A 14,976-nucleotide genomic window follows, 5' to 3' on the forward strand; every position below is an offset into this window, starting at 1 on the left:
TAATATTGATATGAAAAAACTAATTTTATTATTAATGTTAACCGTGAGCTTCGTAGGAGTTACTATGGCCCAACAGACCCAGACGGTTACTTCCGGGGTTTCTAAATCGTATACTGCAAATCCCGAGGCAGGAACTACAGTTGACCATTATGTGTGGCAATTGGTTGATGCTTCGAATGTTTCAGTAAGAGATTTGTCTGCTGAAACAGGTGCAACGGTTAATATTCTTTGGGATTTAACTGTTGGGGAGACTTATCGATTGAAATCTCAGGTAGTTGATAATAATGGTTGTATTTCGGAGGTAGTTTATGTTGATGTTACAATTGCAGCTGAAGCCTTTGTGAATTTTGTAGCTACAGCTAGTGATGTAATTACCTGTTCCGACTTGAATGGTGGAATATCAGGTGGCTTAGTTGACCAAAGTTTATTCAAAGTAGAGTTAACTGGTGGTGTTGCACCATTTGATGTGACATACGAGATTAGGGATGCATCCAATGCTGTTGTTCAAGGTCCAAATACAGTTACTCTAAATAATGGCGACGATCTTAGCATCGACAATAATTTTGTAAATGAGACTGGCGCTGATTTGAATTATACGGTTGTGATTACTTCTGCTAAAACAGCAGATGGTGTTGCCGTTACAGTCAATGCGGATGACTCCAGAACAATTACTGTTCACACTAAACCAGTTATCTCAAACCTTACTTTAAACTAAAAATTAAGGCTTAAATAAATGTTGAAAACCTTACTACATAAAACACTGCTTACTGCAATAGCCATCCTTTTAGGAGGATGGGCTGTTGCGGCGGAGCAGTATGTGGTAAAGGGAACAACGCTTAATTTTAAAGTAGATAAAATTCCTAAGATTGAATACCATTGGTCTGTAACCAATATAACCAAAGGAACATCTGCCGTATTCTTAGCTTCTAAAACAAATTTATCTGGGAATTATACTTTTGTTGATGCTGGTGATTACAAAGTGAAGGTTTATCCGGAGGATTCTATAACACATTGTTTTGGTGATGCTTTAACTATGGTGATTCATGTAGATCAAGCGGCACCTACAGCTGTGTTTGAGGATTTAAAAGTACCTTATGTATGTGCGCAAAATAATGGTGGCGATAAAAATGGAATCATCGGTGTAAGTGTTTTGTATAATGGACCAAAACCATGGACATTTAAATATTCTGTGGATAGAGCTCCGGCTATAATGCCAGCAGGTGCCGATGAAATATATACCGATGAATTTCAATTTGATTTAGCGATACCTAATGCCACGGGAAAAACACATCGGGCAGAAATTTTATTGGTTGATGCAAAAACAATATCCGGAATTCCGGTTGAGGAAAATTTAGATAAACAAACGCTCGAAGTTGATGTCCTTGCATTACCAAATACACAGTTTGGTGATTACCAACCTATTGTTCAGGCTGGAACCACTCAATCTTATACGGCAACTATAGAGAAGGCTGAAAATTACGAGCTTTTTGCTCCTGCAGATGCTACTATTTTTAATGAAAACACGACTCGTTTAAGCGATAATTTTCATAGTAATTTAAGTTTCGATGTACAGTGGGGAAATACTCCTGGTGATTACCAAATTAAATTAATCGAGAGAAGTGCTTTTGATTGTGCGGGTGATACCGTCTATGCTAATATTACCCTTGTTGAATCATTTGTTGTTAGTTTAGGTAACGATATAAGTATTTGTAAAGGGGAAAGTACTGTATTAACTCCAGTTATCGACTTTGATGGTAGTTATTCCTATTTATGGTCTGATGGTTCAACAGGAACGAGTCTGACCGTTAAAGAGGCAGGTGACTACACTGTTACTGCTACGGATAACAATACTGGTAAAACTTCGAAAGCTTCTGTACATATTAGGGTGTTAGATATTCCAATGGTTGATTTAGGTGCCGATTACCAATTAGCCGATGGAGAAGTTATTACTTTGGATGCTGGAAATCCTGGTTCTACTTTTACATGGTCTACAGGAGACAACAAACAAAGCATTCAAGTAAGTACAAGTAATACTTATAGTGTTGTTGTTACAAATGCAAATTCTTGTTCTGCAAGCGATGAAATTATTGTTAGTAGTGTAAGCGATGTGTTCGCTATTGATCTGGGAGCAGATAAAGATATTTGTGAAGGTGATCAAATTGTTTTGAATCCAAACCCAAGTATTGCACAAGACTATACTTATTTATGGTCTAACGGTGCCAATACTCCTACTCTTACTGTTAATGAATCCGGAACTTATTCCGTTACTGTAAGAGATAGTGATGGAAATGAGAAAACAGATGAAGTACTTGTAACCGTTCATGCTTTACCTATTGTTGATTTAGGAGATGATATCGTATTGTACGATGGCGAAACAGCAACACTTGATGCCGGAGATGCTGGAAATAATGAAGTATATGAATGGAATACAGGTGAATCTAGTCAAACTATTACAGTAACCGATGAGAATGTATATTCTGTAAAAGTAACTACTGAATTTGGGTGTAGTAATTCTGATAATACTAGTGTTATTCGTAAGGATGGACATAAATTCTCAGTTGATTTAGGTGGTGATATTCAAATATGTGAAGGAGACAGAGTTTATTTGGAACCTACAATTGACCGTAGTTTTAGTGCAGACCCTATTTACAAATGGATTCCATCAGAATCTACGGATAAAGGTATTTTTGTGAATCAAACAGGTAAATATTGTGTAAATGTAACCGATCCATTTGGAAATACGGAAGGTGATTGTATTGAATTGGTGGTTAATCCATCTCCTATTGTTGACTTGGGTGAGGATGTTATTTTACCAGCAGGATCTAGTGTAGAACTAGATGCAGAAAATGATGGTTCCTTCTATAGATGGTCAACAGATGAAATTACACAAAAAATTGATGTTGATAAAGCGGGTGATTACTGGGTAGAGGTTACCAATCAGCAAAGCTGTATGGGACGTGATACCGTTAATATTCAAATTCCGGGAAGCGATCAATTTGTTGGCCTAGCATCCGGATTCTCACCAAATGGAGATGGTAAAAATGATGTATTATTTGTTCGAGGAAACAATATTGCCACAATGAATCTGATTGTTTATAACCGTCTTGGTCATAAAATATTCCAATCGAACCGTCAGGATGTTGGATGGGATGGAACTTATCGAGGAGTAAAACAAGATATGGATGTTTACGTATACTTCCTTAAAGTTACCTTCCTGGATGGTAGTTCGGTGCAGAAACGAGGAAATGTTACATTACTCTACTAAGATATTTGATGAATAGAAGATATTTTGGTATTTAAATTAATTCTGATTAATTATATTTAAACCGACGAATTTGGGCAATAAATTTAAATTCTATATTAGATTTTATGTGTGGGTAATACGATAATATTACCCATTTTTATATTTTTGTTTGGGGGTTTATGACTAATGGTCAAGTATCCTGTCGCTAAAGCCTCGTTGATAAAGTTTATGAGAAAGAGTTTTTTTATTTTATTCCTGCTAGTTGTTCTGAGAAATATGGATGTCTCAGCTCAACGTGTGCACTCTTCTCAATTCTACTCTATACCATTATTGTTAAATCCAGCTTTGACTGGAAATTCTGATTACAACCTAAGAGCTGGTATGAATTATAGAAATCAATGGAATAGTGTAACCACTCCATTTGTCTCACAATCTGTTTTTATTGATGGAAAACTTTCCACTCAATTGTTAAGTTCTTCATGGCTTGGCATTGGGGGTATGATTTTTAATGATAAGGCAGGGGAAGGAAGTTTAAAAACTACACAGGTAATGTTAGCTGCTTCCCTTAACAAAAGTTTAAATGCCGGTAACACATTGTTTTTGCATGCTGGTATAGGCATGGAACTAGTGAATAAATCTGTTGATTATAATAAGCTTGTCTTCGACGATCAATGGGATGGAAAACTCTTTGACCCAAACTATCAAACAGGCGAGCCATTAGGAACACAGTCTCTCTTTTATACCGACTTCTCTGCTGGAGTGATGGCAACTTATTTTCGGGGGAAATCTAAATTTTTTATGGGTACTGCAGTTAGTCACCTTAATCAACCGAATGAATCTTTTTATCAGGTAACGAACAACCTAAAGAGAAGGTTTGTATGGCATGGTGGTATGGAAAGTAGGTTAAATTCTAGATTGTACATTAAACCGGAAATAATGCATATCACCGAAAATAATGCGAATGAGTGGATAACCGGTGCAAATTTCATGATGCTATATGGGGAGAAGGGAACAATTCTTCATTACGGATTATGGTATCGATTTACGAAAGATATTATTCCAGTCTTCGGGTATGAGAAAAAGCGGATGAAAATATTAATTTCATATGATATAAATGTATCCGATTTACAAACTGCTTCCTCGAATAGAGGCGGTTTGGAAATTTCACTCACTTATAATTATAATTATTCCAATCCGAGGGAAATTCGAAAACTAAAACGTCGGCAAAAAGTTAAGAAATTGGGAGATAAAGCTATTTCCTGTCCAAAATTCTCGCACGAGGATTAAATTTAATTCTCAGTATCAGCTTGTTTGCTACTAACTGTTCATGGTTAACAGATTTCAGTTACAGCCTGTCTTTTTTCACATATTCCTTTTTCTTTTTTTCAATAATTTTACCTTCTAATATAATAACAATCTCACCTTTAACTGTTTTGGCATTGAAATGCTGAATAAGTTCAAGAAGTGTTCCTTGCTTATTTTCTTCGTGTAGTTTGGTTAATTCTCGTGAAACAGATGCTCTCCTAGCTTCTCCAAATACTTGAGCAAATTGTTCTAAGGTCTTTACTAAACGATGAGGTGATTCGTAAAAAATCATAGTACGTGTCTCCTCGACCAGTTCATTTAATTTACTTTGACGTCCTTTTTTTTGCGGAAGAAATCCTTCAAAGCAAAATCGATCCGAAGGCAAACCTGAATTTACTAATGCCGGTACAAAGGCGGTAGCACCAGGCAAACATTCCACTTCAATGTCCTGTTCAACACAATTTTTTACCAGAAAAAATCCCGGATCAGAAATTCCAGGAGTTCCAGCATCCGAAATTAAAGCAATCGATTCTCCGGCCTTCAATCTGTTTATTACAGCTTCTGTGCTTTTGTGTTCGTTGAATTTGTGATGTGAAATTAAAGGCTTATTAATCTCATAATGCTTTAAAAGAAAGCCTGATGTTCTGGTATCTTCAGCCAAAATTAGATCTACACTTTTTAAAATTTTTAATGCTCGCAGCGTTATGTCTTCCAGATTACCAATAGGTGTTGGAACAAGATATAATTTAGACATTTTAGAATTTTCTTTTAATAATTTCAGTAAATTGCTTAACTGTAGGGTTTTCTATATCCCAATTCTTTTCGTTTACCATCCATTCTTGAATTTTTCCTAAATCTGTAGATTGATTAAGAAATTCAATACTGGAATTATAATCCTCCTTTTTACTATCAAATAATTCCTTGATAAATAAAAATTTATCATTAATTCCTATTGCAGTTCGAATATCTGTTAGTTTTTGGGATGATAATTTATCACTAATAATATTCGTAGAATCTGATTTTAGTTGATCATTTATTGTAGAATTATCAAGGAATTTAGATTCCTTTGATATGTCTTCGTTAATATGATTCTTCTTGGTTTTAAATACGGGATTATCTTTTATTTCCTTGTTTCCTTGAAGGTTTTGCTCCTTCTCATTGTTTAATTCGAATTCCTCAGAATCGTTTTTGATATTTGTTTGGAGTAAATTAAAATCTTTACTCAAGCTTTTAATTCTATCCTCTAATAACCCTATTTCATTCTGTAGTTCATTTGGGTGGTTTTGAAAATGTTCCAATAAGCTTTTAATTTCTTCCGCTTTATTCCGGAGCAATTGAATCATTAGTGTATTATCCATAACCAGATTTTTAAAAAAGGCCTATCAATTAAAGCTTTTGACTAGCAACTGCTTTTATTTCTATAAAATTAAAATCAAGAATCTTTGTAAGTGCAAAGTAAGGAGATTTTTTTGTTATTGCTTATTGATACTTACTATTCAATTGATACAATTTTCTCTTTTATGGATTGTTTATAAGTTTATACAATAGATAATGTAAGTTTAAACTGTTTTTTTATTTTTGTATATCAATAAAATAACTAAACGTAAATTTTTCAACAATAAATCAATTCTGAGAAGCGTAATCTTACACTTTTCATTACTTTTTAATTGTTTTTTGTGAAAAATATTTAATCTTATTTATATATGTTTCTCGAGAATGATATTAGCAGAGCTGGTCGCCAAGGTTGGATTGAGGTAATAGTTGGTTCCATGTTTTCTGGTAAGACAGAGGAGCTGATTCGCCGATTAAATCGTGCCAAAATCGCCCGCCAAAAGGTTGAAATATTTAAACCTCATATTGATGTTCGATATTCTGAGGACGAAGTAGTTTCGCATAATGCCAATTCTATTCGTTCTACACCTGTTGAAACTTCTGCAAATATTCTTCTTCTAGCAAGTAATGTTGATGTTATTGGAATTGATGAAGCACAATTTTTTGATGATGGTTTGGCTGAGGTATGTAATGAGCTTGCAAATCAGGGGATTCGAGTTGTTGTAGCTGGTCTGGATATGGATTTTAGAGGAAAGCCCTTCGGTCCTATTCCAAGTCTGATGGCGACGGCAGAATACGTAACTAAGGTACATGCTGTATGTATGCGATGCGGGAGTCTTGCAAATTATTCTCACAGGTTATCGGAAGCTGAGAAATTGGTGGTATTAGGAGAGAAAGAAGCATATGAACCATTGTGCAGAACTTGTTATCAGAAAAAATTGTAATTGGATATTAATTGAATGAAATTACAAAATGGAGAATTTGATAGAAGAATAAAAAGCAAATGAAAAATCAATGAGATCTGCCAATAACTATACGATAAAATTCATTAGTCAAATTTTGACGGGAAGCCTTATTGGCAATCCAAATCTGAAAATTCATTCTCTGTCAATAGATAGCAGATCTCTAATAATACCTAACGAAGCCTTGTTTTTTGCTCTACAAGGCGAGCGACACGACGGGCATTCTCATATTATCGAGCTTTATGAGAAAGGAGTAAGAGCTTATGTTGTGAGTAATAAGGACTCCATATTACCTGATGAAGAATTTGGTGATGCTGCTTTTATATTAGTTGATAATACGCTTACCGCACTTCAATCTTTAGCGCAATATCACAGAAATAGATTTTCTTATCCAGTATTGGGAATAACCGGGAGTAATGGAAAAACTATTGTTAAAGAATGGTTGTATCAATTGCTTTGCGAGAACTATTCGGTTGTTCGGAGTCCTAAAAGTTATAATTCACAAATAGGCGTTCCGCTTTCTATATGGAATATGGCGGAGGAATCGAATATGGCAATTATCGAGGCAGGTATTTCTAAACCTAACGAGATGCAGCATCTGGCAAAAATAATTCAACCTTCGATCGGATTATTTACTCACTTGGGAGATGCTCATCGTGAAAACTTTGCGAGTGACAAGCAGAAATTAGAGGAGAAAATAAAACTATTTGATTCTTGCAATTGGATTGCCTATTGTGTAGATGAAGAATTGGTTCATCAGGAATTGTATAAAAAGTTTGGAACTGAAAAACGATTGGTTTGCTGGTCAAGAAAAGAAAATGCCAATTTGAGAATTTTAACGGAAATTTCAGAAAATAAGAGAACTAAACTGAAAGGTATTTATTATGAGTGTATCAAAGAGATTGAGATTCCTTTTACAGATAAGGCATCTATTGATAATGCTATTTTATGCTGGTTGTTTTTATTACTATTAGAGGTTGATGATAGTGAAATAAAACGTAGGTTTTCGAATTTAGAACCGGTCGCGATGCGAATGGAGATAAAGGAAGGCATTGGAGAGAGTACAATCATTAATGATTATTATAACTCTGATTTAGGGTCGTTGGAGATTGCCTTAAATTTAATGAATCAACAAAAAACGGATAAGAAAAAAACACTTATTCTTTCCGATATTTATCAAACAGGTTATAGTCCTAAAAAGTTATATAGAGAGGTTTCTAAAATATTAAAACAAAAGAAGGTTGATAGGATTATCGGCATTGGGGAAGGAATTGCCTCTCAATCAGAATTATTTTCTTTAGAAAAGTCTTTTTATCGAACAACAGATATTTTTTTATCAGATTTAAATCGCAATGAGTTCAAGAATGAAATTATCCTGATAAAAGGTTCTCGTAGCTTTCATTTCGAAAGGATATCCAATGCATTGCAATATAAAGCACATCGTACAGTATTAGAGGTGAACTTAAATGCGATGGTCTATAATCTCAACTATTTTAGATCACTCTTAAAGCCGAGCACAAAAATAGTAGTAATGGTGAAGGCTTTCTCCTATGGAAGCGGTTCTACTGAAATAGCAAATCTACTTCAATATCATCGGGTGGATTATTTGGCTGTAGCGATTGCAGATGAAGGTGTAGAATTGAGAAATGCGGGAATTACTATTCCAATAATAGTAATGAATCCGGAAATTCACAGTTTTGAAACAATAATTGAGTATCAGCTGGAGCCTGAAATTTATAATATTTCGATTCTTCAGGAATTTGAAAAATCATTGAAACGAAGTGGAGTGAAAAATTATCCGATCCATATTAAATTGGATACAGGGATGCACCGATTGGGATTTATGCAGCATGACTTGAATGATTTAATCCTGCAATTGCGAAAAAATGATAACTTTTATATTCGAAGTATATTTTCACATTTGGCCGGTGCTGATGAGGAACAACACGATATCTATACCGAGAAACAAATAAAGTCTTTTATAAGTTGGTGTGATATAATTAGAAGTAATTTTAATTACCCAATTGATCGACATATTTTAAACTCAGCAGGTATTGAACGATTTCCTGATGCTCAATTCGAAATGGTTAGACTTGGTATTGGATTGTATGGAATTGGTACATTCAGGCATCAGGAGAACTTGATGAATGTAAGTTCTCTCAAAACTTCAATTTCTCAAATTAAGACTATTTCTTCTTCTGAAACTATTGGATATTCCCGCAAAGGGACTTTGGAAAAAGAAACAGCAATTGGAATTATTCCAATTGGATATGCCGATGGTTTTAACCGAAGGCTAAGCAATGGAGTGGGAAAGGTGATGATAAATGGCAAACTTTGTCCAATAATCGGAAATATTTGTATGGATATGAGTATGGTTGATTTGTCTGATGTGTCAGCAAATGAGGGAGATGAAGTCATTATTTTTGGTGATGATTATCCTGTAACTATAATTTCTAAACAATTGGATACCATTTCGTACGAAGTTCTTACTACCATTTCTCGTCGTGTCAAACGCATTTATTATCAGGAATAAAATAGGTTTATCTGGTAGTTGAAAAATAGATAATTATTTGCTGGTTAAATAAAATACGAAAGCCACCCTTAGCAAGGATGGCTTTTCAAATATTTTGATAGTTGTATTAACCTAATTTACTAATTCTGTCTAATCGAATTTTATCCAGAATTTTAATTTTCCTGCCGTCAATGGAAATCACACCTTCGCTTGCAAATGTAGAAAGAGTGCGAATAGCATTAGAGGTAGTCATATTCGATAAATTGGCTATGTCTTCTCGCGATAGATATACTTTAATTGTTGCTTCATCTTCTTCAAAACCATAAGTGTCGCGTAAGAAAAGCAATGATTCCGCTAATCTTCCCCTAATATGTTTTTGAGTAAGAGTAATGGTTCTATTATTGGAAAAGCCTAATTCTGTAGAAAGAGAGCGAATAATGCATAAAGCTAAATCCGGATTAGAATGTATCAGTCTTAGAATTAAATCATAGCTTACCGTACAAGTAATGGAATCTTCGATTGCTACTGCCGAGGCTATATTGTTTTCTTCGGCAAAAAGAGCTCTGTATCCTATAAAACCAATAGGTTTTGCCATCCGAACAATCTGTTCACGACCACCAACACCTTCTTTAAATATTTTAACCTTTCCGTCAGATAAACAAATTAATCCAATCGGTCTTTCTCCCTCCTTATAGATATATTCTCCCTTCTTGAAAAACGAACAGGTTATATTTGACTTTAACTCTTCTTTCTCTTGTGGAGTAAGAACATTAAATACGGAGTTTGAATTGTTTATTACCTCCCCACAAATAGTATCTCTTGACTTCTTATCATTCTCAATCATAAACAAAACTGAATATGGATTAAAATAAAAATTTTCATGTTTTAAAACACTTCAAAAGTATACAAATGAAATGAAATCCAAAAATGAATACAGAAAAATATCATTATTTATACGGTGTTCGAAAACATGCCATTTTATAGGTGTTAATACCCAGTTGCTAATGTTTCGCTACTAAGGGAATTTTACGGCCAAAGCCGAAAGCCTTAGAAGAAACCCTTAGTATAGGTGGAGTTTGGAATCTTTTATATTCATTTCGGTTCACCATACTTATGGTTTTTAATACAGTTTCTTTTGCAAATCCATCTGCAATAATTTCGTCCGAAGACATATTTTTTTCTATATATCGGAACAAAATAGCATCTAATATGTCATAATCGGGCAAAGAATCAGAATCTTTTTGATCGGGACGGAGTTCTGCGGATGGTGGTTTTACAATTGTATTTACAGGAATAATTTCCACTTCTTTATTCATGAACCATGCCATTTTAAAGACATCACTTTTATAAACATCTCCTAATACTGACAATCCTCCATTCATATCTCCATACAGCGTTCCATATCCTACAGCAGCTTCACTCTTATTTGAGGTGTTTAATAGAATATGTCCGAATTTATTTGATAAACCCATAAGTAAAGTCCCTCTAATTCTTGCTTGAATATTTTCTTCAGCTACATTAAATGGAAGATCTTTAAATATAGGACTAAGGGAGTTCTGCATCTCTTGAAAGATGTTCTGAATTGGTACAATCTCATATTGGATTCCCAGATTTTCAGCTAATTCAACGGCATCTTTAATAGAGTGGTCTGAAGAAAATTCTGAAGGAAGTAACAATACCCTTACATTTTCTTTTCCTAATGCACGTACGGCCAACACAAGAGTAACTGCTGAATCTATTCCTCCTGATAAACCAAGTATAGCCTGGGTAAATCCGGTTTTCACAAAGTAATCTTTCAGGCCTAATACTAAAGCATCGTGGATTTTTTCAATATAATCTACATTTTTACTTTCATATTTCTGATCTTCAATATTATGTAAATCTATAATTTGAAAGTCCTCTTTAAAGTAATCTAATCTACAGGCTATTTCTCCTTTTGAATTAAGTACCATGGAATCTCCATCGAAAATTAATTCAGCATGTGCACCGATTTGATTCACGTAAAAAATAGGAAGATGGTAATGTTTACAGGTCGATTTTAAAATATTGGTTCGATAGTCTTGCTGATTATAAGAAAAGGGGGAAGCCGCAATGTTGATTACAAAATCAGGATTTAACTTACTCAACTCTTCCATAGGTGAAATTGTGTAGAGTTCAGATTTAGCAAAATTATTGTCAACCGGTTGTTTTTCCCATAAATCTTCACATATGGTAAGTGCTATTTTTTTGCCTTTAAAATTAATCAGTGAAAACTCAGTGTTTGGCTCAAAATAACGATATTCATCAAAAATATCATAATTGGGTAATAGGGTTTTGTTATGAACACTTGCAATTTCACCATTGGACATAAAATAGGCAGAATTATAAAGATTCTTTCCTTTAGGATTTGGATTGATAGAAGGGCCACCTACCACAATAGCAATATCGACACACTTTTCAGCAATTTTTTCTAAAGCTATTTGTGTTTGTTCAATAAAATCTTTTCGTTCTAATAAATCTTTTGGAGGATAACCGCAAATGGCTAATTCAGAGAATACCACAAGGTCTGCTTTTTGGCTTTTAAATTTTTCAATTGCTGAAATGATTTTTGCAGTATTACTTTTGAAATTGCCAATGTGATAGTTTAATTGTGCTAATGCTATTTTCATGTTCCAGTAAATATAAAATATCAGAAATGAGATGGTAGATATTTAATCGATGCAAATTTAGTTATAAAATAGGGAATGGAGAGAATCCTAAGTTTAAATGCGATATACATTCGATAAAATTAGCTGATTTTCGAAAGTGTGAATTAAAATAAAGATTGCCTGTAGTATTTTTTAATACTTTTGAGATATTGATATAAAAAGAGGTGAAAATATTTCCTTTTTAGTACATGTTTTTAATCTATATTAAACTTTCCTCAAAAAATAAAATGGCAATGAGAACTCAATTGAAAAAGATCAGTAAGATCATTTTAGTATTTCTATTATTCCTTTTTATCTTTTCTTGTTCTTCAAAAACTAAGAGACCAGATGTTTCGAATATTTCAGTTGATATTAAAATCCATCGTTTCGATTTAGATCTTTTCCGATTAAAACAAAACCCGGATTTAGGAGCTTTTAAAGAAAAATATTCCGATTTTCTTTCCTTATATAGCAACAAAGTTATCGGTTTAGGAAATACGAACTCTTCAGATTACATGGATTATTTAAACAAATTCCTGTACGATTCTATTATGACCGCAGTATCGGAACAGGTTGCGAAATCATTTCCTAATTTAGATGGAGTTCAAAATGAATTAGATGAATCCTTTAAATTGTTGAAATATTATTTTCCGAAAAAATCAATACCTCAAATTTATACGCAAATATCAGGTTTTAATCAGTCTATTGTTGTAGCACCAAATCTGATTGGGATAAGTTTGGATAAATATTTAGGAGCCGAGTGTGAATTTTATAAGTACTTACGAACTCCAATGTATGCAAGGAAAAATATGATCCCAAAACGTATTGGACAAGATATTATATTGGCTTATGCTTTAACCGAATTCCCCTTTCAACCAACAAAAGATGACTTAATCAGCAATATGATTTATCAGGGGAAAGTAAGGTTTTTTGTACAGCACTTAATGCCGGATAAATCAGAAGCCAACGTGATGAAATATTCAGATGAAGATTTAGCATGGTGCAAAGAAAACGAGTCCTTAATGTGGGGATATATTATAGAACAAAAGCATTTGTTTTCTACCGATTATCGAACAATCATTAAATATATCAACGATGGTCCTTTTACACCAGGAATGCCACAGGAATCACCATCAAGAACTGGGATTTGGATTGGATGGCAAATTGTGAAAAAATTTATGAATAAGCACCCGGAATATACGCTTAGAGATTTGATGGCGGAAAATGATTACGAAAAGATCTTACGGGAATCCAGCTTTCAACCCTGATAGGCTAGAACTTCTATTGTGCATAGTTTTATTCCTATATCGAGAATAATTATAGACGGATCTTAAATTTACATTAGTCTAAATTTTTATTTAAACACATGAAAATAGCGGTTATTCAATTTGCACCTGCTTTTGGTAATTTGAATGCTACCATAGAAAAGCTGAAAGTATTATTTCTGCAGGCAAAAGGAGCGGATTTGATTGTTTTACCTGAGCTGGCTAATTCCGGTTACAATTTTGAGTCGAAATTGCAGGCAATGGAATTTTCTGAAACCGCCGAGGAAAGTATTTATTTAGAATTTTTACAGAAGCAATGTAAGGAGTATAATTTCGTGATTGCTTCAGGATTTCTTGAACGAGAAGCCGTGGATTTGTATAATTCAGCCATTATAATTGATACAAATGGCATCATTGGGAAATATAGAAAGCTTCATCTTTTTATGAAGGAAAAGCTGATTTTTAAAGCTGGAAATTTAGGCCTTCCAATTTTTGAGTTGAATGGTGTTAAAATAGGTATGTTGGTGTGTTTTGATTGGATGTTTCCAGAGGTTTGGCGAAAAATGGCGCTGAAAGGTGTTGATTTAATATTACATCCATCTAATTTAGTATTGCCTTATGCCCAGACTGTTATTCCATCTTATGCTTTATTAAATCGTATTTTTATTGCAACAGCAAATCGAATTGGACTCGAAAAAGAATTAAAATTTACAGGACAATCGGTCATCGTTAATACAAGGGGAGAGATTCTGTCTCGTGCATCACAATCTGAAAGTATTTTAATTGCTGATATAAATCCTCTTGAAGCACGAAATAAAAAAATAACTCCTTTAAATGATGCATTTGAAGATAGAAGAACTGATATATATGAATAAAATGAATCAATCCATAGAGGTAGCTAAGAAGAAGGTTAGAAAAGAGATTAAATCAATTAAGGAGACTTATTCTTATCCTCAAAAAAAAGAAATGTCACAACCGATATTGGATATGCTTGAACAGTTACCTGAGTTTATTCAAGCAAAAACGATAATGCTTTACTGGTCTATGAAAGATGAGGTATATACCCATGAGTTTGTGAGCAAATGGGCTCAAAAGAAAAAAGTGATACTTCCTTCGGTGAAAGGGAATACTTTGGATTTAAAGGTTTTTCAAGGTCTTGATAATCTAATTGAAGGGGAAAATTATGGAATTCCTGAGCCAGAAGGTTCTATTTTTATGGAAGAAGATGAAATAGATTTAATTATAATTCCCGGTGTTGCGTTTGATAAGGATAACAATCGTATGGGAAGAGGAAAAGCATATTACGATAGATTATTGAATTCACTTAGTGCTTATAAAGTTGGTGTTTGTTTTCAGTTTCAGGTTTTGGATCATATCCCAGTTGATGAGCACGATATTAGAATGGATTGTGTTTTATATCAATAAAAAAAGCCAGTGCATTATACACTGGCTTTTTAATATCGTGAAATTTACGATTATTCTGCGTGAATAGCTTCTACTGGACAAGCATCAGCGCAAGTACCACAATCAGTACAAAGATCAGCGTTAATCATATAATGCTCATCACCCATAGAGATAGCTTCAACAGGACATTCTCCTTCACAAGAACCGCATGAAATGCAGTCATCGTTAATTACGTAAGCCATTTTTTTAAATTTTTAGTGTTAATACTAGGACAAATGTAATATCA

General features: G+C 33.8%; 13 protein-coding genes. 8 read left to right on the top strand and 5 right to left on the bottom strand.

Features of this window, described 5'->3' with window-relative positions:
• The first annotated feature begins 10 nt into the window (after window positions 1-10).
• The 3 genes from DLK05_RS07735 to DLK05_RS07745 all read left to right on the top strand — a co-directional run bounded on the left by DLK05_RS07735 (window position 11) and on the right by DLK05_RS07745 (window position 4,531).
• Window positions 11-715, top strand: coding sequence for a hypothetical protein (locus tag DLK05_RS07735; RefSeq protein WP_127343439.1), 705 nt, complete (start codon window positions 11-13; stop codon window positions 713-715).
• An 18-nt stretch (window positions 716-733) separates the two neighbouring features.
• On the top strand, window positions 734-3,265 hold the full coding sequence (locus DLK05_RS07740) for a T9SS type B sorting domain-containing protein (RefSeq protein ID WP_127343440.1): 2,532 nt from the start codon (window positions 734-736) through the stop codon (window positions 3,263-3,265).
• Window positions 3,266-3,472: 207 nt separating this feature from the next.
• Window positions 3,473-4,531 carry a PorP/SprF family type IX secretion system membrane protein gene (locus DLK05_RS07745; protein WP_209319779.1) on the top strand — a complete coding sequence of 353 codons (1,059 nt, stop codon included), beginning with the start codon at window positions 3,473-3,475 and terminating at the stop codon, window positions 4,529-4,531.
• A gap of 58 nt (window positions 4,532-4,589) precedes the next feature.
• On the opposite strand, the gene rsmI is transcribed toward DLK05_RS07745, so the two are convergent.
• Window positions 4,590-5,303, bottom strand: a complete 714-nt coding sequence (rsmI, locus tag DLK05_RS07750; protein ID WP_127343442.1) for a 16S rRNA (cytidine(1402)-2'-O)-methyltransferase — start codon at window positions 5,301-5,303, stop codon at window positions 4,590-4,592.
• 1 nt (window position 5,304) lies between these two features.
• A complete protein-coding gene (locus DLK05_RS07755) occupies window positions 5,305-5,907 on the bottom strand; it encodes a DUF8457 domain-containing protein (RefSeq protein WP_127343443.1) in 603 nt (200 codons plus the stop codon).
• Window positions 5,908-6,252: 345 nt separating this feature from the next.
• Between DLK05_RS07755 and DLK05_RS07760 the strand changes: the two genes are divergently transcribed.
• Together DLK05_RS07760 and DLK05_RS07765 are read left to right on the top strand one after the other, a co-directional pair.
• A complete protein-coding gene (locus DLK05_RS07760) occupies window positions 6,253-6,825 on the top strand; it encodes a thymidine kinase (protein WP_127343444.1) in 573 nt (190 codons plus the stop codon).
• 70 nt (window positions 6,826-6,895) lie between these two features.
• Window positions 6,896-9,376, top strand: coding sequence for a bifunctional UDP-N-acetylmuramoyl-tripeptide:D-alanyl-D-alanine ligase/alanine racemase (locus tag DLK05_RS07765; RefSeq protein ID WP_127343445.1), 2,481 nt, complete (start codon window positions 6,896-6,898; stop codon window positions 9,374-9,376).
• Window positions 9,377-9,482: 106 nt separating this feature from the next.
• Here DLK05_RS07765 and DLK05_RS07770 read toward each other — a convergent pair whose 3' ends face one another.
• Both DLK05_RS07770 and DLK05_RS07775 read right to left on the bottom strand, forming a co-directional pair.
• Window positions 9,483-10,199 carry a Crp/Fnr family transcriptional regulator gene (locus DLK05_RS07770; RefSeq protein WP_127343446.1) on the bottom strand — a complete coding sequence of 239 codons (717 nt, stop codon included), beginning with the start codon at window positions 10,197-10,199 and terminating at the stop codon, window positions 9,483-9,485.
• 157 nt (window positions 10,200-10,356) lie between these two features.
• Entirely contained in the window at window positions 10,357-12,003 is a 1,647-nt protein-coding gene (locus tag DLK05_RS07775) for an NAD+ synthase (RefSeq protein ID WP_127343447.1), read from the bottom strand.
• A gap of 272 nt (window positions 12,004-12,275) precedes the next feature.
• On the opposite strand from DLK05_RS07775, the gene gldB reads away from it, so the two are divergent.
• The 3 genes from gldB (at window position 12,276) to DLK05_RS07790 (ending at window position 14,711) form a co-directional block, all read left to right on the top strand.
• Window positions 12,276-13,289 carry a gliding motility lipoprotein GldB gene (gene gldB, locus DLK05_RS07780; protein ID WP_209319780.1) on the top strand — a complete coding sequence of 338 codons (1,014 nt, stop codon included), beginning with the start codon at window positions 12,276-12,278 and terminating at the stop codon, window positions 13,287-13,289.
• Between the two features lie 98 nt (window positions 13,290-13,387).
• Complete coding sequence (locus tag DLK05_RS07785) at window positions 13,388-14,161, top strand: nitrilase-related carbon-nitrogen hydrolase (protein WP_127343449.1); 774 nt, start codon at window positions 13,388-13,390, stop codon at window positions 14,159-14,161.
• On the top strand, window positions 14,154-14,711 hold the full coding sequence (locus tag DLK05_RS07790) for a 5-formyltetrahydrofolate cyclo-ligase (RefSeq protein WP_209319781.1): 558 nt from the start codon (window positions 14,154-14,156) through the stop codon (window positions 14,709-14,711). The genes DLK05_RS07785 and DLK05_RS07790 overlap by 8 nt, the downstream gene beginning before the upstream one ends.
• A 50-nt stretch (window positions 14,712-14,761) precedes the next feature.
• Here the strand turns inward: DLK05_RS07790 and fdxA are convergent, their stop codons facing one another.
• Complete coding sequence (fdxA, locus tag DLK05_RS07795; RefSeq protein WP_127343450.1) at window positions 14,762-14,932, bottom strand: 4Fe-4S ferredoxin; 171 nt, start codon at window positions 14,930-14,932, stop codon at window positions 14,762-14,764.
• Between the last annotated feature and the right edge of the window lie 44 nt (window positions 14,933-14,976).

The sequence above is a fragment of the Ancylomarina longa genome (assembly GCF_003996985.1).
Taxonomy (GTDB): Bacteria; Bacteroidota; Bacteroidia; order Bacteroidales; family Marinifilaceae; genus Ancylomarina_A; species Ancylomarina_A longa.